The 19,793-nt window shown below is 72.1% G+C and carries 17 protein-coding genes; 4 read left to right on the top strand and 13 right to left on the bottom strand.

What is annotated here, in order from left to right; all coding sequences use genetic code 11:
* Positions 1–11: 11 nt before the first annotated feature.
* The 11 genes from ACSNN8_RS12655 to ACSNN8_RS12605 form a co-directional block, all read right to left on the bottom strand.
* Positions 12–1,169 carry an acyl-CoA dehydrogenase family protein gene (locus tag ACSNN8_RS12655; RefSeq protein ID WP_436649000.1) on the bottom strand — a complete coding sequence of 386 codons (1,158 nt, stop codon included), beginning with the start codon at positions 1,167–1,169 and terminating at the stop codon, positions 12–14.
* A gap of 13 nt (positions 1,170–1,182) precedes the next feature.
* The gene (locus ACSNN8_RS12650; RefSeq protein WP_436648998.1) at positions 1,183–2,712 is read right to left on the bottom strand and encodes an acyl-CoA carboxylase subunit beta; all 1,530 of its coding nucleotides are present in this window, start codon (positions 2,710–2,712) and stop codon (positions 1,183–1,185) included.
* 243 nt (positions 2,713–2,955) lie between these two features.
* Entirely contained in the window at positions 2,956–4,254 is a 1,299-nt protein-coding gene (locus ACSNN8_RS12645; RefSeq protein WP_436648997.1) for a chaplin family protein, read from the bottom strand.
* A gap of 317 nt (positions 4,255–4,571) precedes the next feature.
* Positions 4,572–5,453: a hypothetical protein gene (locus ACSNN8_RS12640; RefSeq protein ID WP_436648995.1), complete on the bottom strand. Its 882-nt coding sequence runs from the start codon at positions 5,451–5,453 to the stop codon at positions 4,572–4,574.
* Between the two features lie 294 nt (positions 5,454–5,747).
* On the bottom strand, positions 5,748–6,626 hold the full coding sequence (locus ACSNN8_RS12635) for a hydroxymethylglutaryl-CoA lyase (RefSeq protein ID WP_436648993.1): 879 nt from the start codon (positions 6,624–6,626) through the stop codon (positions 5,748–5,750).
* Between the two features lie 4 nt (positions 6,627–6,630).
* Positions 6,631–7,950 carry an acetyl-CoA carboxylase biotin carboxylase subunit gene (locus tag ACSNN8_RS12630; protein WP_436648991.1) on the bottom strand — a complete coding sequence of 440 codons (1,320 nt, stop codon included), beginning with the start codon at positions 7,948–7,950 and terminating at the stop codon, positions 6,631–6,633.
* A gap of 44 nt (positions 7,951–7,994) precedes the next feature.
* Positions 7,995–8,600: a TetR/AcrR family transcriptional regulator gene (locus ACSNN8_RS12625; protein ID WP_436648990.1), complete on the bottom strand. Its 606-nt coding sequence runs from the start codon at positions 8,598–8,600 to the stop codon at positions 7,995–7,997.
* A gap of 44 nt (positions 8,601–8,644) precedes the next feature.
* Positions 8,645–11,455 carry a tetratricopeptide repeat protein gene (locus ACSNN8_RS12620; RefSeq protein ID WP_436648989.1) on the bottom strand — a complete coding sequence of 937 codons (2,811 nt, stop codon included), beginning with the start codon at positions 11,453–11,455 and terminating at the stop codon, positions 8,645–8,647.
* Positions 11,452–13,179, bottom strand: a complete 1,728-nt coding sequence (locus tag ACSNN8_RS12615) for an HSP90 family protein (protein WP_436648987.1) — start codon at positions 13,177–13,179, stop codon at positions 11,452–11,454. The genes ACSNN8_RS12620 and ACSNN8_RS12615 overlap by 4 nt, the downstream gene beginning before the upstream one ends.
* A 60-nt stretch (positions 13,180–13,239) precedes the next feature.
* Positions 13,240–14,139, bottom strand: a complete 900-nt coding sequence (locus ACSNN8_RS12610; protein ID WP_436648985.1) for a sulfurtransferase — start codon at positions 14,137–14,139, stop codon at positions 13,240–13,242.
* A gap of 46 nt (positions 14,140–14,185) precedes the next feature.
* Positions 14,186–14,953 carry an SGNH/GDSL hydrolase family protein gene (locus ACSNN8_RS12605; RefSeq protein ID WP_436648984.1) on the bottom strand — a complete coding sequence of 256 codons (768 nt, stop codon included), beginning with the start codon at positions 14,951–14,953 and terminating at the stop codon, positions 14,186–14,188.
* A 138-nt stretch (positions 14,954–15,091) separates the two neighbouring features.
* Here ACSNN8_RS12605 and ACSNN8_RS12600 point away from each other — a divergent pair, with 138 nt between their 5' ends.
* From ACSNN8_RS12600 to ACSNN8_RS12585, 4 genes are read left to right on the top strand one after another with little or no spacing between them, the layout of a single operon-like run.
* A complete protein-coding gene (locus ACSNN8_RS12600; protein WP_436648982.1) occupies positions 15,092–16,825 on the top strand; it encodes a proline--tRNA ligase in 1,734 nt (577 codons plus the stop codon).
* Positions 16,826–16,850: 25 nt separating this feature from the next.
* On the top strand, positions 16,851–17,243 hold the full coding sequence (locus ACSNN8_RS12595) for a CBS domain-containing protein (RefSeq protein ID WP_436648981.1): 393 nt from the start codon (positions 16,851–16,853) through the stop codon (positions 17,241–17,243).
* Between the two features lie 19 nt (positions 17,244–17,262).
* Positions 17,263–17,688, top strand: a complete 426-nt coding sequence (locus ACSNN8_RS12590) for a SufE family protein (protein ID WP_436648979.1) — start codon at positions 17,263–17,265, stop codon at positions 17,686–17,688.
* Positions 17,689–17,710: 22 nt separating this feature from the next.
* Positions 17,711–18,352: a DsbA family oxidoreductase gene (locus ACSNN8_RS12585; protein WP_436648977.1), complete on the top strand. Its 642-nt coding sequence runs from the start codon at positions 17,711–17,713 to the stop codon at positions 18,350–18,352.
* A 37-nt stretch (positions 18,353–18,389) separates the two neighbouring features.
* On the opposite strand, the gene ACSNN8_RS12580 is transcribed toward ACSNN8_RS12585, so the two are convergent.
* Both ACSNN8_RS12580 and ACSNN8_RS12575 read right to left on the bottom strand, forming a co-directional pair.
* A complete protein-coding gene (locus ACSNN8_RS12580) occupies positions 18,390–18,941 on the bottom strand; it encodes a YbaK/EbsC family protein (protein WP_436648975.1) in 552 nt (183 codons plus the stop codon).
* A gap of 18 nt (positions 18,942–18,959) precedes the next feature.
* The gene (locus tag ACSNN8_RS12575; RefSeq protein WP_436648974.1) at positions 18,960–19,718 is read right to left on the bottom strand and encodes an SDR family oxidoreductase; all 759 of its coding nucleotides are present in this window, start codon (positions 19,716–19,718) and stop codon (positions 18,960–18,962) included.
* Between the last annotated feature and the right edge of the window lie 75 nt (positions 19,719–19,793).

The following is a 19,793-nucleotide window of genomic DNA, read 5'->3' as shown; positions in this document are numbered from 1 at the left end:
GGAAAGCGGACTCAGAGGCCGAGCCCCCGGGCGATCAGCATGCGCTGCACCTCGGACGTGCCCTCGCCGACCTCGAGGATCTTGGCGTCGCGGTAGAAGCGGCCGACCGCCGACTCGTTCATGAAGCCGTACCCGCCGTGCACCTGGGTGGCCCAGCGGCTGTTCTCCATGGCCGCGTTGCTGGCGTTCAGCTTGGCGATCGCCGCGTACCGCTTGAAGTCCTCGCCGGCCAGCATGCGCGCCGCGGCGTCGTAGTAGCCGAGCCGCGCGGTGTGCGCCCGCATCTCCATGTCGGCGATCATGAACTGGACGGCTTGGTAGTTGCCGATCGGCCGGCCGAAAGCCTCGCGCTGCTTCGCGTACTGGACCGACTCGTCGACGCAGCCCTGGGCGAGCCCGACCGAGAGCGCCGCGATCGCGATCCGCCCCTCGTCGAGGATGCGCAGGAACTGGGCGAACCCGCGGCCGCGCGTGCCGAGCAGGTTGGCGGCGGGGACCCGTACGTCGTCGAAGGAGAGCTCGTGGGTGTCCGAGGCGCACCAGCCGACCTTGGAGTAGCCCGGCGCCACGGTGAAGCCCGGCGTCCCCGAGGGCACGATGATCGTGGACAGCTCCTTGGAACCGTCCGGGTTGGCGCCGGTGACCGCCATGACCGTGACCAGGCAGGTGATGTCGGTGCCGGAGTTGGTGATGAACGCCTTGGTCCCGTTGATGACCCACTCGTCCGTGGCCTCGTCGTAGACCGCGCGCGTCGTCGTGCCGGCCGCGTCGGAGCCGGTGCCGGGCTCGGTGAGGCCGAACCCGGCCAGCGCCTCGCCGGAGGTGAGCCGGGGCAGCCACCGCTCCTTCTGCTCCGCGGTGCCGAAGCGGTAGATCGGCATGGCGCCGAGCGAGACGGCGGCCTCGAGGGTCACCGCCACCGAGCTGTCCACTCTGGCCAGTTCCTCGAGCGCGATGCACAGCGCGAAGTAGTCGCCGCCCATGCCGCCGACCTCCTCGGGGAACGGCAGGCCGAACAGGCCCATCTTCCCCATCTGGCGGATCACGTCGTACGGGAAGGTCTTGCGCTCGTAGTGCTCGGCGATCACCGGCGCGACCTGCTCGCGGGCGAAGTCCCGCACGGTGACGCGCAGCGCCTCCTGCTCCTCGTCGAGCCGGAAGTCGACCATGGTTGTGCTCCTGTCAGACGGGCGTGACGCCGTGGCGGCGCCGGGCGAAGCCGCGCTCCTTGCCACGGGCGGCGCGGTAGCGGCGGATGAGTTCGTCGCGCAGGTCGCCCGGCTCGACGACGGTGTCCACGACCAGCTCACTGGCCAGCCGCATGATGTCGATGTCCTGCTCGTACGCGGCGCGGCGCTCGGCGACGAACGCGGCACGCTCCTCGTCGCTGTCCAGCGCGGCGATCTTGTTGGCGTAGACCGCGTTGACCGCCGCCTCCGCCCCCATCACCGCGATCTTGGCGGTGGGCAGCGCGATCGTGGCGTCCGGGTCGAAGCCGGGCCCGGCCATGGCGTACAGACCGGCGCCGTACGCCTTGCGGACCACCACGCAGATCTTGGGCACCGTGGCCTCGGAGATCGCGGTGATCATCTTGGCGCCGTGCCGGATGATGCCCTGCTTCTCGACGGCCGACCCGACCATGAAGCCGGGCACGTCGCAGAGGAACAGCAGCGGGATGTTGAACGCGTCGCAGAGCTGCACGAACCGCGACGCCTTGTCGGCGGAGTCGGGAAACAGCACGCCGCCCTTGAACATCGAGTTGTTGCCCACGACGCCGAGGACCTCGCCGTCGAGCCGGGCGAAGCCGATCGTGAGCTCCTTCGCCCAGAGGGCCTGGATCTCGAGGAACGAGCCGGCGTCGACCAGGCCCTTCACGTAGCGCCGCATGTCGAACGCCTGCCGCTCGCTGGCCGGGACCAGCGCGCCCAGGTCGGTGCCCGGCGAGTCCTTGGCCTCCGCGGCGGGCGGCCGCTGCTCCCAGTTCGACGGCAGATAGGACAGGTACGCCTTCACGGTGTCGAGCGCGTCCTGCTCGGTCTTGCACAGGAAGTGGCCGACGCCGGACTCGGCGCAGTGCACCCGCGCGCCACCCATCGCCTCGAGCGTCGTCTTCTCGCCGGTGACCATCTCGACCATCCGGTCGGAGCCCAGATACATGCTCGCGTTGCCGTCGACCATCGCGACGATGTCGCAGAAGGCCGGGATGTACGCCCCACCGGCCGCCGACGGGCCGAAAAGCGCACACGCCTGCGGAATGGCGCCGGACGCCTTGACCTGCGTGTGGAAGATCTTGCCGGCGCCACGGCGGCCGGGGAACAGGTCGACCTGGTCGGTGATGCGGGCGCCGGCCGAGTCGACCAGATAGACCATCGGCACGCCGTACTGCACCGCGCGCTCGATGATGCGGATGATCTTCTCGACCGTGCGGGCGCCCCAGGAGCCGGCCTTGACCGTCGAGTCGTTCGCCATCAGGCAGACCTCGCGGCCGTCGACGCGCGCGACCCCGGTGACGACACCGTCGGCGGGCAGCCCGTCGGCGAGGCTGTTGGCATAGAGGCCGTCCTCGACGAAGCTGCCCTCGTCGACCAGCAGCGCGATCCGCTCGCGGGCGAACAGCTTGCCCTTCGCGGCGTTCGCGGCGTGGTAGCGCTCGGCGCCGCCGGCCAGCACCCGCTTGCGCACCTGCGCGAGCGCCTCGTCGTCGATCGCCACATCGCCTCCCGGATGACCTGAACGCTCGTTCAAGCTTAACGAGCGTTAGGTTATCTCATCCGATAAGCGCACGGCAACGACGGACGGGAGCCTCCGCCGTCGCGGAGACTCCCGTCCGTTTTCCTGCGAACCGGCGTCGTGGAGGGACACCGGCTTGTTACCCGACGCCTCCTGGCGTCGTTCGAGCCGCACCCGGGACCGGTGCGACCCGGTCTTTCGCTAACCCCCGTGGGAGAGCGAGCTTCAGCGGAGGGTGTTCAGCAGGCCCAGGCCGCCGACGGTCTGGGTCAGGCCCGAGATCGGGGAGGCCTCGGTCGCGCGGCCGCCCTTGCTCTTGCTGTGCGAACCGACCGCGTCGTCCTGCACGTCGCCGTAGCCGTCGTCGGTGTCGGCCGGCTCCTCGCCCGCGTCGTCCTGGACGTCGCCGTAACCGTCGTTGTCGTCCTTGACGTCGCCGTCGCCGTAGCCGTCGTTGTCGTCCTTGACGCCGCCGTCACCCTTGTAGTCGTCGTCGTCCTTCACGCCGGCGAAGTCGTCATCGTCGTCGCCGTGGAAGTGACCCGGGCGGCCGTGGTCGCCGTCGAAGTCGTCGTTGTCCCAGCTGCGGCCACGGTCACGACCGAGGTCGCCGTTCGCGCAACCGGCAACGGACTGCGCGGCGCCGAGGATGCCCAGCGAGTTGCCGCAGACGTTGACCGGCACGTTGATCGGCACGCCGACCTGGGTGCCGTTCAGGATGCCGACGTTGCTGCCGGTGGCCTGGGTGAAGTCGTCGTCGTCACGGGTCGACTCGTTGACGGCGACCGCGCGGCTCTGCGAGACGCCGAGCACCGAGGCCGAGTTGCCGGCCAGGTTCAGCGGCAGGCTGATCGGCGCGTACAGCTGGGTGCCGTTGCCGACGCCGAAGTTGGAGCCGGTGACCTGCGAGCCACCACGGTGGTCCCAGCCGCTCTCGCGGAAGTGGCGCCGGCCGCCCCGGTCACCGAAGACGTTGTTGGCGCAGACGGCGTTGGCCGAGCTGAACCCGAGGATCGACAGCGAGTTGCCGCAGACGTTGATCGGCACGTCGACCGGCGCGTAGATCTGGGTGCCGTTGCCGATGCCGAAGTTCGAGCCGGTGAACTGGCGGCCGTCCCGGTCCCAGCCGTCCCGGTCGTGCCGGCGGTGGCTGGTGCTCTCGGTGCGGTTGACGCCCGCGCCGGAGGCGCTGGCCAGGCCACCGACCGCGGCGGCGTTGCCGACCACGTTCACCGGAACGCTGACCGGCAGGTACGCCTGGGTGCCGTTCAGGATCCCGACGTTCTGCCCGGTGGCCTGCCCGCCGTTGCGACGGCCGCTCTCGGTGTGGTTGACCCCGACGCCGCGGGCGTCGGCCACGCCGAGGATGCCGAGCGAGTTGCCGACGACGTTGACCGGGACCTGCACCGGAACGGCGATCTGCGTGCCGTTCAGGATGCCGACGTTGCTGCCGGTGGTCTGACGGACGTCGGCGTTCGCGGCGCCCGGGGCGAACAGCAGGGCGCCGGCGGCCAGGACGCCCACGCTCAGAGTCTTACGAACCCAAGTCTTCATGAGGAAAGAAATGCCCTTCGAAATGTTCGGCAGAATGGTGTTGCTTATTCAATTGAGGCATCACGGAAATGCATTCGGGCGCAGCGGTGCCCTGGCTCGATTTGTTGTGCCCTGACCCCGCCTGTCGACGTGCGCCCTCGGGCGCCGCGATGCGGTGCGAGTGAATTCCAGGCGTCGGTGATTCGCCGCTTGTTCGCAAGCGGTTGGGGAATCGATGAAGGACGCGGACACCGAAGCCGGTGCCGGCCGGTTCACCGGCGGCCGGGCGGACCGCCGGGCGCCATCACTCAGTCGGGCGAGACGGTCGGCGCCTCGGCGTCGTGCCGCCGGACGTCGACATCGGACGCGATCGCCGGCACGTGGCGAGCCATCGTGCTGTTCGCGATCGCGGCCGGCAGGAAGGCCGCGGAGCCGCCTTCCATCGAGGGTCCCGGCGCGTTCGCCGGGGTGCCGCTGACGTCCCCGAGGTGCAGCCGCAGGGGCGCGGCAGGTCCGTCACCACCGGGGGTGCTTTCCTCCTGCGCCGTCTCAGGCTTCGCGTTCACCGCGTGAGCGGTGTCGTGGCGGTGCCGGTGGGCGGACGACGCGGAGGAGGCCTTGCGGTGCTTGACCGGGGACGCGGCGCGATGGCCGGCGGCCGGGGCAGGCAGGGCCGTGTGCTTCCGCTGCTCGGGTTGCTCGTCCGGAACGAGCGGCTGCGGGAGCGTGACCGGCTCGTCCGCCGCGAGCTGCGGCGTCTCGCCGGATGGCGGCTCGGCGTCGGCGACGGCGTCCGTCACCGCGGCGAGACGCTGGTGGGCCGTCTTTCCGCCGGTGGGGCGGTGGGGAGCGGCCACCTCGTCCGGGATCTCGTCGGCACCGTCGTAGGTGTCCGACGTGATCCAGGCCGGGTCGTCGACGATCTCGTCGAACGTCGCCGCCGGGCGGTGGAGCACCTGCCGGGGGACGTCGAGGATGTCGGCGACCATGTCATGGTCGTGGTACGCCGGTCGGCTGATCTCCAGCGGCTGGGCGGCCGCCTGCAGGAGGCCGGTGACCGGCGAGGTGACGTCGGCGCCCATGACGGAACCGAGCAACGAGCCGTCCGGCCCGTCGGCCCGCTCCGCCGCCTGGGCGGCAGCGCCGGTGAGCAGCCACGCCGCACCGGCCAGGCCACCGACGACGAGCACGCGCAGACCCCACCGGGCTCCGGTGTGTCGCGCGCGGCGCTCCGACTGCCGCTCCGCCCCCTGGATGTGAGGCGGCAAGGGCGTGGTCGCGCCGGCGGGCGGCTTCGACGGCACCGGGTGCGCCGCGCACTGTGTGCGCTCGACCCCCAGTCCCACCATGATCCGCCCCTCGTCGTGTCGGCTGAACCGGTAGCGGATACCGCCCGAATCGGCGATATCGGCTACTCGGTATTGGTAACGAAACGAGGGGGGACCGGTCACGCGGGCGAATAGGAAAAATGATCGCGCAGGGAATCACACCAGCCTGGTGCGCGGTCCGGCGCGCAGAACACCGGAGGGAAGTGTGCGGCCGAGCAGCTTCTCGGCCATCTCGGCGGTGGAGATCAGGCGGTCGAGGTCGATTCCGGTGTCGATGCCCATGTCGTGCAGCATGTGGACGACCTCCTCGGTGGCCACGTTGCCCGAGGCGCCCGGCGCGTACGGGCAACCGCCGATTCCGCCGACGCTCGCGTCGAACTCGGTGATCCCCAGCTCCAGCGCGGTCAGGATGTTCGCCAGGCCCGTGCCCCGGGTGTTGTGGAAATGCAGCAGATCGGGGCGTACGGCCGACAGCAGATCCCTGACGCGGCGCGGCGTCGCCATGCCGGTCGTGTCACCGAAGGCGATCCGGTCCGCGCCGTCGGCACGCACGCGTTCCACCAGCGCCGCCACCCGGGCGGGGTCGACGTCGCCCTCGAACGGGCATCCGAAGCTTGTCGCGACGATCACCTCGACGGTCGCGCCGGCCTCGTGGATCAGCGGGATCAGCGAGGCGATGTCGTCGAGCGACTCCGCGGTCGACCGGTTGAGGTTGCGCCGGTTGTGAGTGTCCGATGCGGACACCACGACCTCGATCTCGCGGAAGCCGGCGGCCAGCGCCCGCTGCGCGCCGCGGGTGTTCGGGATCAGCGCCGAGTAGCGGATGCCGGGGTGCCGGTGGACCCGGGCCCACACCTCGTCGGCATCGGCCATCTGCGGGATGGCCCGGGGGTGGACGAACGAGACCGCCTCGATCCGCCGCACCCCGGTCTCGCTCAGCGCGTCGATCAGGCGCACCTTGGCGTCGGTGGGGATGGGTTCCTCGTTCTGCAGGCCGTCGCGGGGAGCGACCTCGCGGATGCTCACGGACGTCATCGGTTCACCTCATCCGGGAGACGATGCCGGTGTCGTAGTCGCCCGAGAGGAACTCGTCGTTCTCGAGCAGCTCGGCGAAGAACGGCAGGTTGTTCTTCGGCCCCGCGATCGCGAAACCGGCGACCGCCGCGCGGGCCTTGGCGATCGCGTCGCCGCGGTCGGCGCCGTGGACGATCAGCTTGGCCATCAGCGAGTCGTACGCCATGCCGACCGTGGTGCCCTCGGCGTAGCCGGAGTCGACCCGGACGTCCGCACCGGTCGGCTCGACCCAGGTGGTGATCGTGCCGGGGCCGGGCAGGAAGCGTTTCGGGTCCTCGGCGTTGATCCGCAGCTCGATGGCGTGGCCGCTGGTCCGCTCCGGCACCTCGACGTCGAGGCCGGCGGCGATGCGCAGCTGCTGCTCGACCAGGTCGATGCCGTGGATCATCTCGGTGATCGGGTGCTCGACCTGCAGGCGGGTGTTCATCTCGAGGAAGAAGAAGTCGCCGGTGGCCGGATCGAGCAGGCACTCGACGGTGCCGGCGTTGCGGTAGCCGACGGCCTCACCCGCCTTCACCGCGGCGGCCAGGAACCGTTCGCGCAGCTCGGGCGTGACGGCAGGGCTGGGCGCCTCCTCCACCAGCTTCTGGTTGCGGCGCTGCACCGAGCACTCCCGCTCGGACAGGGCGATCACGCGACCGTCGGCGAGGCCGAGGATCTGCACCTCGACGTGGCGCACCCGCGGAAAGTAGCGCTCCAGCAGCACGTCGCCACTGCCGAACATGCGCTCGGCGAAGGCACGCACCTTCTCGACCTCGGTGCGCAGCGCGGCCTCGTCGTTCGCGACGGCCATGCCCATGCCGCCACCGCCCGCGGCCGCCTTGACCATCACCGGATAGCCGATGCCGGCGACCGCCTCGAGCGCCGCGTCGACGCCGGCGACCGGGTCCTCGGTGCCGGGCGCGACCGGAACACCGGCGGCCGCCATCAGGTTGCGTGCCTTGATCTTGTCGCCCATCGCGGCGATCGCGTCGGCGCCGGGGCCGACCCAGATCAGCCCCTCCTCCTCGACGCGGCGGGCGAAGCCGGCATTCTCGCTCAGGAAGCCGTAGCCGGGATGGATGGCTCGCGCGCCCGTGGTCCTCGCCGCGGCCAGGATGGCGTCCGCGTCGCGGTAGCTCTGCGGCGGGCCCAGCAGGACCGCTTCGTCCGCCTCCAGCACGAACGGCATCCCCTGGTCCGCCTCGGAGTGCACGGCGATCGTGCGGACGCCCAGCCTCCGTGCGGTGCGGATGATCCGGCGGGCGATCTCGCCACGGTTGGCGATGAGCAGCGAGTCGATCATCGTTGACCTTCTCTTTTCGTGTCAGCCCTTGTGGGGCTTTTCTCCTACCGCCCGGTCAGGGCGTGCATCGTGGCCTCGCGCAACAGCGCGGCGCGACGGCGGCGGTCGACCTCGCCGCCGAGAAAGGGAGTGGAGTTCATCAGGCCGAACGCCGAGTGGGCGAGCACCCGCGCCTCGGCCGCGTCGAGCTCGGGGCGCAGCATGGCCAGCACACCCACCCACTCCTCGACATAGAGGCGCTGCAGGCGGCGGATCTGGCGGCGCGGCTCCTCGGGCAGCCGGTCGAGCTCGTGCAGGTGCAGGGCGATGACGGCCGGGTTGGCCAGGGCGAACTCGACGTGGAAGTCGATCAGGTCGGCGAGCGCGGCGCTGGCGTTCTCGGGGTGCTGGGCGACGCGGGCCTTGCCGCCGTGCAGCAGGCCCTCGCTCACCGGGATCAGCGCGGCCACCAGCATCGCCTCCTTGCCGGCGAAGTGGTGGTAGAGCGCCGGTCCGGTGACCCCCGCGGCCGAGCCGATGTCGTCCATCGACACACCGTGATAGCCCCGGGCCGCGAAGAGGCCGACCGCGATCTCGAGGATCTCGTCGCGGCGCGACCGCCGCCGGGGCGCGGGCGGGCCCTGGCGCTGCTGCTGATCAACCGTTGTCACGTGGTCACTCTAACCCTCTGTCAAGCCCTTGCCTTAACGGGCGTTCAGGATGTGGTGCGGCCCTCCACGGCGGCCAGAGCCTCCTCGTGCAGAGCGGCGGCGATCTCACGGTGCGAAGCATCCCCGGGCAGCCGATCGAGTAACGCGCGCAGCAGTGCCTCGGCTTCGGCCGCCGCGCCCGAACGCAGCAGAGCCTCGCCCAGCATTCCCTCGAGGGTGTCGGCCTGCTCGGTCGCGCCGATCCCCCGCAGCTGCTCGGGCGCGCCGCGCAGATGGGGCAGCACCTCGGCGTAGCGCCCGCGCGGCATCAACAGGTTGTGGGCCGCGAAGGCGGTCATCGCCCGCTGGAAGATCGCGTTGGGCTCGGCGGCGAGCTCGGCCGGCAGCGCGTCGAACCGCTCGCCGATGAGCCGGATGGTGTCGACGCCCCGCTCGGGCTGGTCGGCGTAGTGCAGGGCGATCGCGCCGCGGCGCAGCGCGCGCAGCTCGCCGATCAGGTCGCCGGCCTCGTGCAGCGCCGAGGCGGCGGCCTCGAACGTGTCGGCCGCCTCGGCGTCGCGGTCGAGGTCGTAGAGCAGGCCCGCGGCCTCCTCGGCGGTCTGCCCGCGACCGTGCGGATCGTCCGCCAGCCGCTCGATCAGGGTGCGGTAGAGCGCGAGAGCACCGTCGGGATCGCCGAGCTCGCGGTAGAGCCCCGCCAGCTGGAAGCGCGCGTTGTCGGCCGCGTCGTCCTCGCCCAGCCGCTCGAAGCGCGCGAGCGCCTCCTCGAGCACCTCCGCGGCCTCGACCGGGCGCCCGGCCTCGCGATAGGCGTGCGCCAGATCACCGCGGGCGTGGGCGCCGCCCAGCTCGTGGCCGGCCTCGGCGCACAACGCCACGGCCTCGACCAGGTCGGGGATCGCCTCGTCGGCGCGGTCCAGCTGAAGCAGCGCGTTCCCCCGGCCCACCCGCACCGCGAGCGCCTGGTCGGGGACGCCGGTCGCGAGCACCGCGCCGAACGCCTCGACCTTCTCGGCCGGGTCGCCGGTGACGTGGCCGAGCATCGTGCCGGCCTCGGCGATCCGCCGGGCGGGACCGTGCGTGCGGTAGAACCCGAACGCCGTGCGCGCCGCCGCCACGGCCTCGTCGTGACGGTGCGTGGCGAAGCCGACGCGGGCCAGCAACAACGAGTGCAGGGCGATCGTCCGCTCGTCGCCGACCTCCTGCGCGTATGCGCCGGCGCGCTCGCACGCCTCGGTCGCCTCGTCGAGCCGGCCGGCCCGCAGATGCGCGATGGCCAGCCTGGTCCACGCGCTGCCCCGCTCGAACGCGCCGCCGTGCTCCTCCTGGAAGGCGACGTCGGCGCGGATCGGCTCCTCGTCGGGCTCGCCGCCCTCGTAGAGGTCGTCCACAGCCATCCGGGCGCGCAGCGCGCTCAGCTCCCCCGCCGCGCCGGCCTCGGCGAACAGCTCGAGCGCCCGCGCCGAGTGCTCGCGCATCAGGTCACGCCCGGCCCCGTTCGCCCGGGCGTGAGCGGCCGTGCGCAGCCGGTTGCCGGCCATCAGCTCGCGGCGGCCGGCGAGCAGCGGGTCGTCGAGCCGGGGAAAGCGGGCGTCGAGAGCATCGAGCACCGCGGCCAGCTCCGCGTCGCGGTCGGCGCGGTATTGCTGCTGGGCCAGATCGAGCAGCTCGGCAGGGCCGGCTCCGGCCGGGACCTCGAGAGCGGGCGGTGCGGGAGCGGGAGTGGGGTCGGCGGCCGGGGCGGGCGCCGCGATGCGGGCGGTCGGGGAGAGCGCCAGCTTCACCCCGTAGGGCTCGGCGGCGAGCTCGTCGGCGATGATCCGGCTCTGGTGGTCGGTGCCGTTGCGCTCGTCGAACCGCCGGGCCAGCGCGACCGCCCGGGCGGACAGCTCGGCCGCCAGGTCGGCGGCGGTGCTGTCGCCGTGCTCGCGGCGGTGGATCACCGTGTCGCCGTGGCCGAGCTCGGTGAGCCGGCGCAGCAGCATGGCCGCGTCCGCCGCGAAGTGCATGTCGGCGGCGGGGGACGGCGCCTTGTCGAGCCAGTCGACGTGCCGCTGGAGGATCTCGAGCCCGCGGTGCTCGTTGCCGGTGCGCGCGCAGAACGCCACGTGGGTGCCGAGGTTCCACAGGTCGGCCAGGTTGCCGCGCTCGAGGCGGTAGGACCGGCGGTGCGCGTCGGCAGCGTCGGCGAGCCGACCGATGTGCAGGTAGGCCGTCATCAGCTCGTGCAGGATGCCCTGCGGCTGCTCGGTGCAGTTGAGCTCCCCGGCGAGCACCGGCTCGGCGGTGGTGATCACGTCGGCGTAGCGCCCGCGGTCGTTGTAGTAGTGCGCGACCGAGGACGGGTCGCAGCCGATGCAGTCGGACAGGTCGTCGCGGGGCGCGGCCTGCCAGCGGGCGAACCACTCGTCGGTCTCGGGCGCGCCGACGTGGGCGGCCACCAGGTAGCGGTGCTTGTAGACCGCCTGCAGGCTGTGGCCGTCCTCGCGGTAGCGCCGCTCCATGTCGTCGAGCACCGCGTAGGTGCGGTCGAGCGGGATCTCGGGGAAGTCGGTCATCGCGCTGACCATGGTCTTGAAGTGCCACAGCAGCGTGTGCTTGCCGCGGGCGTGGTGCGGCCCGGGATTGCGGTCGAAGTCGTTGAGCGCCCAGGCGAAGCTGACGAACGCCTTGGCCGGCTCGCCGCCGTACGTGTACGCGTTGGTCGCCAGCAGCCGCGCGGTGAAGGCCAGCTGCGGGTCACCGGCCGTGTCGGCGTGCCGCAACACCTGCTCGACCAGCGCGATCTGGGCCGCGCCGTGCGGCATCGCGCGCGCCTGCTGGAGCAGGTCCCACAGCTCGTCTGCGGTCCTCATCGGCCCTCCCCCGGGACGGCCCGGTCGAGCAGGCCGAGAAACGAACTGGTGAGCAGCGCGGCGTCGGCCGGGCGGATCGGATGCTGCCCGAGCATGAGCGCCTGGCCGTAGAGCGACTCGACGGCCAGGCCGGCGAGCTCGGGGTCGCCGATGGTGGTGACCCGGCGGACCAGGGCGTTGCGGTGGTTGAGCACCAGCTGCGGGCGCTCGGCCGTCGTCGCGCGCGAAAGCGCGTCGAGCACGCCGCCCCACAGGTCGTCGGCGGCGTCGCGGCCCGTGGTGAGCTGCTCGTTGAAGGCGGCCGCCCGGCTCACAAGATAGAGGGCCGGGACGGTCGCCGGGTCGAAGCCGCGGACCACGACCTCGCAGCCGAGCCGGTCGAGGCGACGCTGGGCGGCCGCGAGGAACGGGCGCAACTGCAGCTCGGTCTCGGTGTCGACGGCCGAGAAGCGCGCCGCCACGTCGGCCGGCTCGATCCGCTCGGCGCGTGCGGTGGAATCCACAGTGGCCAGACGCTCGACGATGTCGGCGTTGTAGACGATGCCGCCGTTGATGACGCCCAGGTCCTGCGCGGCCGCGATCGACGCGATCTGGCGGAACTCGTCGTGACCTGCCGCGTAGCGCAGCATGCCGTGCTGCTCACGGAACTCGGCGAGCGTCATGTGTCCCACATTCGTCTCGATGGGGACCCACTGCTCGACCAGCCGCAGCATCTCGTCGTCGTGCAGGGCGAGCGCCTTGACGCCGAGGTGGTGGATGGCCAGGAACTCGCCGAGCCGCCGCGGGTCGGTCGTGGCCAGCCGCACCATCCAGCCGCGCAGCTGGTCGGCGATCGCCTCGCGGGTTTCGGCGAGCAGGCCGTCGTCGTAGAGCGCCTCGCGGCTCGCGGTCGGCCGCAGCTCGGTGCTGTCGACCACGCACCGGGCGAAGAACGCCCACTCGGGCAGCAGCCCCTCGACGCTCTCGGCCAGCAGCATCCTCTTGAGGTAGACGCGATGACCGCCGCGGGTCGCCGGGTTGACCGCGGTGGGCAGCACGAACGCGGCGCCGGTCAGCCCAGCCACCGGCACGTCGAGCGGCACGACGTCGAGCGGGCGGAAACCGAAGACCTCCTGCGCGTACGCCGTGAGGTCGCCGCCCTGCCACGGAAGCGTGCCCGTGGTGACCGGGTCGTCGTCGACCTCGACGTGCACCGGGAGCAGCGAGCCGTAGAGCCCGGCGAGCTCGCGCACCGTCGTACGGGAAAGGAGGTGCTCGCAGCCGTGGCGCGGCAGCAGGGTGACGGTCGTGCCCGGCTCGCGGTCGTCGCCGGGGCCCACCTCGTAGCGCCCGTCGGAGTAGCCCGTCCACAACACCGGCTCGGCGCCGGCGCGCCGGGTGTGCACCCGGATCTCGTCGGCCACCAGGAAGCAGGAGAGCAGGCCGATGCCGAACTGGCCGAGGAACTCGTGCCGGGCGAAGCCCAGCTCGTCGCGCTTGGAGCTGCGGCCGATCGTGGCGAGCAGCTCGTGCACCTGAGCCTCGGTGAGGCCGATGCCGTCGTCGGTCACGCGCAGCACGCCGTCGCCCGTGACGAGCGAGACGCGGCCCGGGACGCCGGCGGCGGTGATCGCGTCGACCGCGTTCTGCAGCAGCTCGCGGACGTAGACCCGCGGGCTCGCGTAGAGGTGGTGGCTCAGGAGGTCGACGATGCCGCGCAGATCGACCTGGAACGTTCTGCTCACGGCGGAGAAGGTACCGCGTGCGACCGACAAAAACGGGGCGGTCGCCCGCCCCGTTTTGATCTAGCTCAGCCCGCCCGGCTCCGCGCCCTTCGCGATCGGGGCGCGCACCAGGTTGCCCCACTCGGTCCAGGAGCCGTCGTAGTTGCGCACCTGGGGATAGCCCAGCAGGTGCTGCAGCACGAACCAGGTGTGGCTGGACCGCTCGCCGATGCGGCAGTAGGCGATGATGTCGTCGCCCGACTCCAGGCCCAGCTCGTCGCGATAGATCTTGGCGAGTTCGTCGGCCGGCTTGAACGTGCCGTCCTCGTTGGCCGCCGACTTCCACGGCTTGCTGACCGCGCCCGGGATGTGCCCGCCGCGCAGCGCGCCCTCCTGCGGGTACGCCTCCATGTGCGTCAGCTCGCCCGTGTACTCCTGCGGGGAGCGCACGTCGACCAGCGGCCGCCCGCTGCTGATGTGCGCCATCACCTGGTCGCGGAAGGCGCGGATGTCGCCGTCGTTGCGCGCCGGGACGGGGTAGCTCGCCGCGGGCCGCTCGGTGCGCTCGCGGGTCAGCTCACGCCCCTCGGCCGCCCACTTCTGCCGGCCGCCGTCGAGCAGCCGCACGTCGCGGTGGCCGAACAGCGTGAACACCCAGAGGGCGTAGGCCGCCCACCAGTTGAAGTTGTCGCCGTAGAACACGATCGTGTCGTCGCGGCCGATGCCTTTCGCCTCGCACATCGCGGCGAAGGCGGCCGGGTCGAGGTAGTCGCGGGTGAGCTGGTCGTTGAGCTCGAGGTGCCAGTCGACCTTCACCGCGCCGGGGATGTGGCCGGTGTCGTAGAGCAGCACGTCCTCGTCCGACTCGACGACGACCAGGCCCGGGGTGCCCAGGTTCGCGGCGAGCCACTCGGTGGTGACCAGCTTCTCGGGATGCGCGTACGCCTGGAGGGCGGGCGCCGGATCGTTCGCAACAGACATGCCGCCACGCTAGTCCTTTCCGGCGTGCGATCCGGCGCGGTCTACGTCACTTCCGGCAGCCGACGGGCGACAGCTCGGGCCGCTTCGCGGTGACCAGGTCGCCCGACGAGTGGCCGAGCAGGTGCCGGCCGACCCACGGCACCAGGTGCTCGCGCGCCCAGCGCAGGTCGGCGCCGCGGGCGAGCAGCCACGGCGTGGGCTCGGGCCGGGGCGGCACCAGCATCCAGTCCTCGTCGCAGCCGACGCCGAGCGCGGTGAGGACGTGGCCGGCGACCCGGCGGTGCCCGGCCGGGGAGAGGTGCAACCGGTCCGGCGCCCACATGTGCGGGTGCCGGAAGGCGTCGTCGGCGAACAGGTCGACCAGGTAGCCGCCGTAGCGCTCGGCCAGCATGCGCGCGCCGTCGTTGAGCACGGCGGCCCGGCGGCCGAGCACGGCGGGCAGGTTGGTGGTGACGTCGGCGAAGCGGAAGAGGATCACGTCGGTGCCCTGGTCGCGAAGCTTCGCCACCAGCGGCTCGATGCGCTCCACCAGGGCGTACGGGTCGACGCGCGGCCGCAGCACGTCGTTGCCGCCCGCGGCGAAGCTGACCAGGCCCGGCCGCATCGCCAGCGTCGGCTCCAGCTGTTCGCTGATCACCTGGTCCAGCAGCCGGCCGCGGATCGCCAGGTTGGCGTAGCCGAAATCCGGTCCGGCGTCGACGGCGAGGCGCGCGGCGACCAGGTCGGCCCATCCGCGGAACGTGCCGTCCGGGTACGCGTCGTTCAAGCCCTCGGTGAAGCTGTCCCCCATAGCAACGAAGCTGTGCCAAGCCATCGCCGCCCCCTTAACGTTCCCTCAAACTTGCTCGTGGGGAACACATTTCCACCCGATCAAGGGGACGGGTAGCGTGACGCTGGCGACACCCCGTTAATGGGCTGCCGGATCCGGGTCCCCCTCCCTACGCTGCTGCGCATGCTGTTGCGAATGTCCACCTTGCTCCTGCGGACCCTGCGCGAGGAACCGGCGGACGCGGAGGTGCCGAGCCACCGGCTGCTGGTGCGCGCCGGATACGTCCGTCGCGCGGCTCCGGGCGGCCACACCTGGCTGCCGCTCGGCAAGCTCGTGCTCGACCGGGTCATCGCCGTGCTGCGCGACGAGATGACCGCGGTGGGCGGCCAGGAGGTCGCCTTCCCGGCGCTGCTGCCGCGCGAGCCCTACGAGGTGACGAACCGCTGGACCGAGTACGGCGACGACATCTTCACGCTGAAGGACAGGCGCGGCTCCGACTACCTGCTCGCGCCCACCCACGAAGAGATGTTCACGCTGCTGGTGCAGGAGATGACCAGCTCGTACCGCGACCTCCCGCTGCTGCTGTTCCAGATCCAGACGAAGTACCGCGACGAGGCCCGCCCGCGCGGCGGCCTGCTGCGCGGGCGGGAGTTCCTGATGAAGGACGCGTACTCGTTCTCGCTCACCGACGCGGAGCTGGCGTCGGTCTACGGCGAGGTCCGCGCCGCCTATCAGCGGGTCTTCGCGCGGCTCGGCCTGGCACACACGATCGTCGCCGCCACCTCGGGCGCGATGGGCGGCTCGGCGTCCGAGGAGTTCCTCGCCACGTCCGAGGTGGGCGAGGACACGTTCGCCGGCTGCACGTCCTGCGACTACGCCGCCAACACGGAGGCGGTCGTGACGCCCGCGCCGCCTGCCGTGCCGGTCACCGCCGGACCGCTCGAGGTCCACGACACCCCGGACACTCCCACCATCGCCTCGCTGGTCGACCTCGCCAACGAGCGCGGGCTCGGTGGCCGCACCGACTGGACGGCCGCCGACACGCTCAAGAACGTCGTGGTGACCGTGCACCGGCCGGGCGCCGCCGACGAGGTGCTGGTGGTCGGCGTGCCCGGCGATCGCGAGGTCGACCTCAAGCGGCTCGACGCCTCGCTGGCACCCGCCACCGCCACGCTGTTCGACGACTTCACTTCGCGGCCCGACCTGGTCAAGGGCTACATCGGCCCGCAGGGCATCCCGGCACGCTACCTGGCCGACCCGCGGATCGCGCCCGGCACGGCGTGGCTCACCGGCGCCAACGAGCCCGGCCGACACGCCGTCGACGTGGTGGCCGGCCGCGACTTCACCCCCGACGGCACGGTGGAGGCGGCCGAGGTCCGGGCCGGCGACCCGTGCCCGGCCTGCGGATCGGGGTCGCTCACCCTCCGCCGGGGCATCGAGATCGGCCACATCTTCCAGCTGGGCCGCCGCTACACCGACGCGTTCGGGGTCGATGTGCTGGGCGCCGACGGCAAGCCCGCCCGGCCCACCATGGGGTCGTACGGGATCGGCGTCTCACGGGCGGTCGCCGCCATCGCCGAGCAGCATCACGACGAGCGCGGCCTGCTGTGGCCCGACGAGGTGGCGCCGGCCGACGTGCACCTGGTCGCGGCGGGCAGGGGCGGGCAGCTTGAGGCCGCGCTGGCCCTCGCCGCGGAGCTGACCGGGGCGGGGCTGCGGGTCCTCGTGGACGACCGCGCCGGCGTCTCGGCCGGCGTCAAGTTCACCGACGCCGAGCTGATCGGCATCGCCCGGTCCGTCGTGGTGGGGCGCCGGCTGAGCGAGGGGTACGCCGAGTTCCGCGACCGTCGCACGGGGGAGCGAAACGACGTGCCACTGACGGACATACCGCGTGTAATCGCTGCTTCACTCGGGTAACTCCAGCCGCAACGGGAGGTGTCGCATGGCCAGAGCGTCGGTCGCCGAGGTGATGACCCGGCAGGTGGTCTACCTGCCGGAGGCGACGATGCTGGACGAGGCGGCGCAGGTGATGCGCGACCGCGGCATCGGCGACGTGGTCGTGACCAGCGGACCCACGATGATCGGCCTGGTCACCGACCGCGACATCGTGGTGCGGGCGATCGCCGAGAACCTCGCGCCGACGTCGACCCCGCTCGGCCGGATCACGTCCCATGAGCTGATCATGGTGGAGCAGTCGGCCACCGTGGAGGAGGCCGTGCAAGCCATGCGCGAGCGGGGCGTCCGCCGGCTGCTGGTCTGCGACGCCGACCGCAAGGTGGTGGGCATCCTGAGCCTGAGCGACGTGGCGCTGCTGCCCACGTCGACGGCCGCCTGACCGCGTTAGGGTCGTCGGTGTGACCGACATGCCCCCCAAGCTCGCCGAGATCGTCGACGAGTTCGCCTCGGCGCCGCGCGAGGTGGTCCTCGAGATGCTGCTCGAGTTCTCCGACTCCATGCCGCCGCTGCCGGCCGACCTGGCCGCGCACGACGGCATGGAGCAGGTGCCGGAGTGCCAGACCCAGTTCTTCCTCAAGGCCGTGGTCCGCCCCGACGACACGGTCGAGACCTTCTTCGACTGCCCGCCCGAGGCGCCGACCACCCGCGCGTTCGCCGGCATCCTCGCCGAGGGCCTCGAGGGCGCGACGACCACCGAGATCCTGGCCGTGCCCGACGACCTGTACGCCCGGATGGGCCTGTCGCAGGCGATCAGCCCGCTGCGCATCCGTGGTGGCTCGGCGATCCTCGCGCGCCTCAAGCGCCAGGTCGCGGCGGCTGCCTGAGCCCTTGCCGAAACGGAGCCCCGTGGACATCCAGGTCTGGTCCGACGTCGTCTGCCCGTGGTGCTATCTCGGCAAGCGGCGGCTGGAGGCGGCGATCGGCCGGTTCGGCGGCGGCGTCGCCGTGACGTTCCGGGCCTTCCAGCTCGACCCGTCGCCGGTGCCCCGCGGCCTGCCGCTCAGGCAGGCGATGGCCGCGAAGTTCGGTGGCCCCGAACGCGTCGGCCAGATGCTCGCGCACGTCACCGCGATCGCGGCCGGTGACGGGCTGCGGCTGAACTACGACCGAGCGATCACCGCCAACACGTTCGACAGCCACCGCCTGATCGCGTGGGCCGGCAGCCAGGGGCGCCAGGCCGAGATGCTGGAGGCGCTCCAGCGGGCCCACTTCACCGACGGGCTCGACATCGGATCGCGTCGCGTGCTGGTCGCCGTCGCCCGCTCGATCGGCCTGGACGAGGGTGCGGCCGCCACCTACCTGGAGTCGGACGCCGGCGCCGGCGCGGTCGACGCCGATCTGGCCGAGGCGCGGGAACTGGGCATCTCGAGCGTCCCGTTCTTCGTCATCGACGGCAAGTACGCCGTGCAGGGCGCCCAGGAGACGTCGACGCTGGTCGCGGCCCTCGAAGAGATCGCCCGACGTGAGGCGGTCGACGCCGGTCGATGACGTTCCACGTGAAACGACATCGACCGACGTCGGTGCTCTAGCCGATCGGGCGGGCGAGATCCTCGATCACCTCGGCGCCGGGCAGCGCGCCGAGGGCCGGTCCGGCGATCGCGATCTTGCTGTGCCGTACGCCCGAGCCGATGATCACGTGCGGGGCGGCGGCGACCCGCGCGTCGACCAGGATCGGCCAGTCGGCGGGCAGGCCGATCGGGGTGATCCCGCCGTACTCCATGCCGGTCAGGCGCACCGCGTCGTCCATCGGCGCGAAGCTGCACTTGCGCACGTCGAGGCGGCGCCGCACGACGCCGTTGACGTCGGCGCGCGTGGTCGCCAGCACGATGCAGGCCGCGTACCGGACGGTCTCGCCCCGCTTGCCGGCGACGATCACGCAGTTCGCCGAGACGTCGAGGCCCACGTCGTACGCCTCGCAGAAGGCGGCGGTGTCGGCGAGGCCCGCGTCGATCGGCGCCACGAGCACCTGGTCACCGTCGATCGGGGCGTCCTCGGGCCAGACGGCGAGCGCCTTGGCAACCGGGTCGGCGAGCAGATCGGGCCGGGACTGGGCGGGCTCGAGTTTCAGGGTTCCCATCACGCCCGCAATAGTCGCTCAATACTCAGCGGCCAGGTAGTCCTCCCACGTACGGGTGCCGGTCGGGGCCGCGGTGGTGGTCAGCCCGCCGTCCCGGATCGACCGCGCCGACCGGCCGGGCAGTCGCATCCGCACAACGCGCCGGCGATCCCCGCGGGCCGCCAGCCACGTCGCCGCGGCCTCGCCGAAGGTCAGAACCCGTGGCCCGGCGAACTCGACGGTCCGCCCGTCGGCCGGCCCCGCCAGCAGCGCGGCGATCCGGTCCGCGACGTCCCCCACGTCCACCGGCTGCGCCAGGAACGCCGGATCGATGAGCAGCGGACCCAGCCTGGCCGACGCCGCGAGCAGGTCCTCGGCGAAGGGGTGGAACTGCGCGGACCGCAGGATCGTGAACGGCACGCCGCTGCGCGCGATGTCCCGCTCGACCGCGAGCTTGGCGCGGAAGTACGGCAGCGGCACCCGGTCGACCCCGACGATCGACACGAACAGCAGGTGCTTCACGCCGGCCGCCCGGGCAGCGGCGAGCAGCCGCCGAGTCCCCGCCACGTCGGTCCTCCGGGCGCCGCGGGGCGAAGAGGCCAGGTGCACGACGGCGTCGGCGCCTCGCACCGCGTCGGCAAGACCCTTTCCCGTACGCAGATCGGCCGTCACCCATCCCGGCCGGGCGCTGCGGCTCATCGGCCGCACCCCGTATCCGTTCGCGGTCAGCCGGGGAACGGTGGCCGTCCCGAGCAGTCCGCCGGCGCCGGTGACCAGAACTGTCGATGTCGTCGTCATGCAGTCGGGACGACCCGGGGCAGCCGGTCGTGACGTGGTCGCGCGCTCTTCCTCAGAAAGCGGCCGCGGCTGCCG

Origin of the sequence: Actinoplanes sp. URMC 104 (assembly GCF_051386375.1) — a bacterium.
Taxonomy (GTDB): domain Bacteria; phylum Actinomycetota; class Actinomycetes; order Mycobacteriales; family Micromonosporaceae; genus Actinoplanes.
The sequence above is the reverse complement of the archived record's forward strand: the minus strand, read 5'-3'. Positions and strand labels throughout refer to the sequence as shown.

Bases quoted from the DNA above. Each gene is read 5' to 3' on its own strand.
- ACSNN8_RS12630 (WP_436648991.1), bottom strand. From the start codon at position 7,950: ATGATCGACTCGCTGCTCATCGCCAACCGTGGCGAGATCGCCCGCCGG.
- ACSNN8_RS12595 (WP_436648981.1), top strand. From the start codon at position 16,851: ATGGCCAGAGCGTCGGTCGCCGAGGTGATGACCCGGCAGGTGGTCTAC.
- ACSNN8_RS12600 (WP_436648982.1), top strand. From the start codon at position 15,092: ATGCTGTTGCGAATGTCCACCTTGCTCCTGCGGACCCTGCGCGAGGAA.
- ACSNN8_RS12605 (WP_436648984.1), bottom strand. From the start codon at position 14,953: ATGGCTTGGCACAGCTTCGTTGCTATGGGGGACAGCTTCACCGAGGGC.
- ACSNN8_RS12610 (WP_436648985.1), bottom strand. From the start codon at position 14,139: ATGTCTGTTGCGAACGATCCGGCGCCCGCCCTCCAGGCGTACGCGCAT.
- ACSNN8_RS12620 (WP_436648989.1), bottom strand. From the start codon at position 11,455: ATGAGGACCGCAGACGAGCTGTGGGACCTGCTCCAGCAGGCGCGCGCG.
- ACSNN8_RS12580 (WP_436648975.1), bottom strand. From the start codon at position 18,941: ATGGGAACCCTGAAACTCGAGCCCGCCCAGTCCCGGCCCGATCTGCTC.
- ACSNN8_RS12655 (WP_436649000.1), bottom strand. From the start codon at position 1,169: ATGGTCGACTTCCGGCTCGACGAGGAGCAGGAGGCGCTGCGCGTCACC.
- ACSNN8_RS12575 (WP_436648974.1), bottom strand. From the start codon at position 19,718: ATGACGACGACATCGACAGTTCTGGTCACCGGCGCCGGCGGACTGCTC.
- ACSNN8_RS12635 (WP_436648993.1), bottom strand. From the start codon at position 6,626: ATGACGTCCGTGAGCATCCGCGAGGTCGCTCCCCGCGACGGCCTGCAG.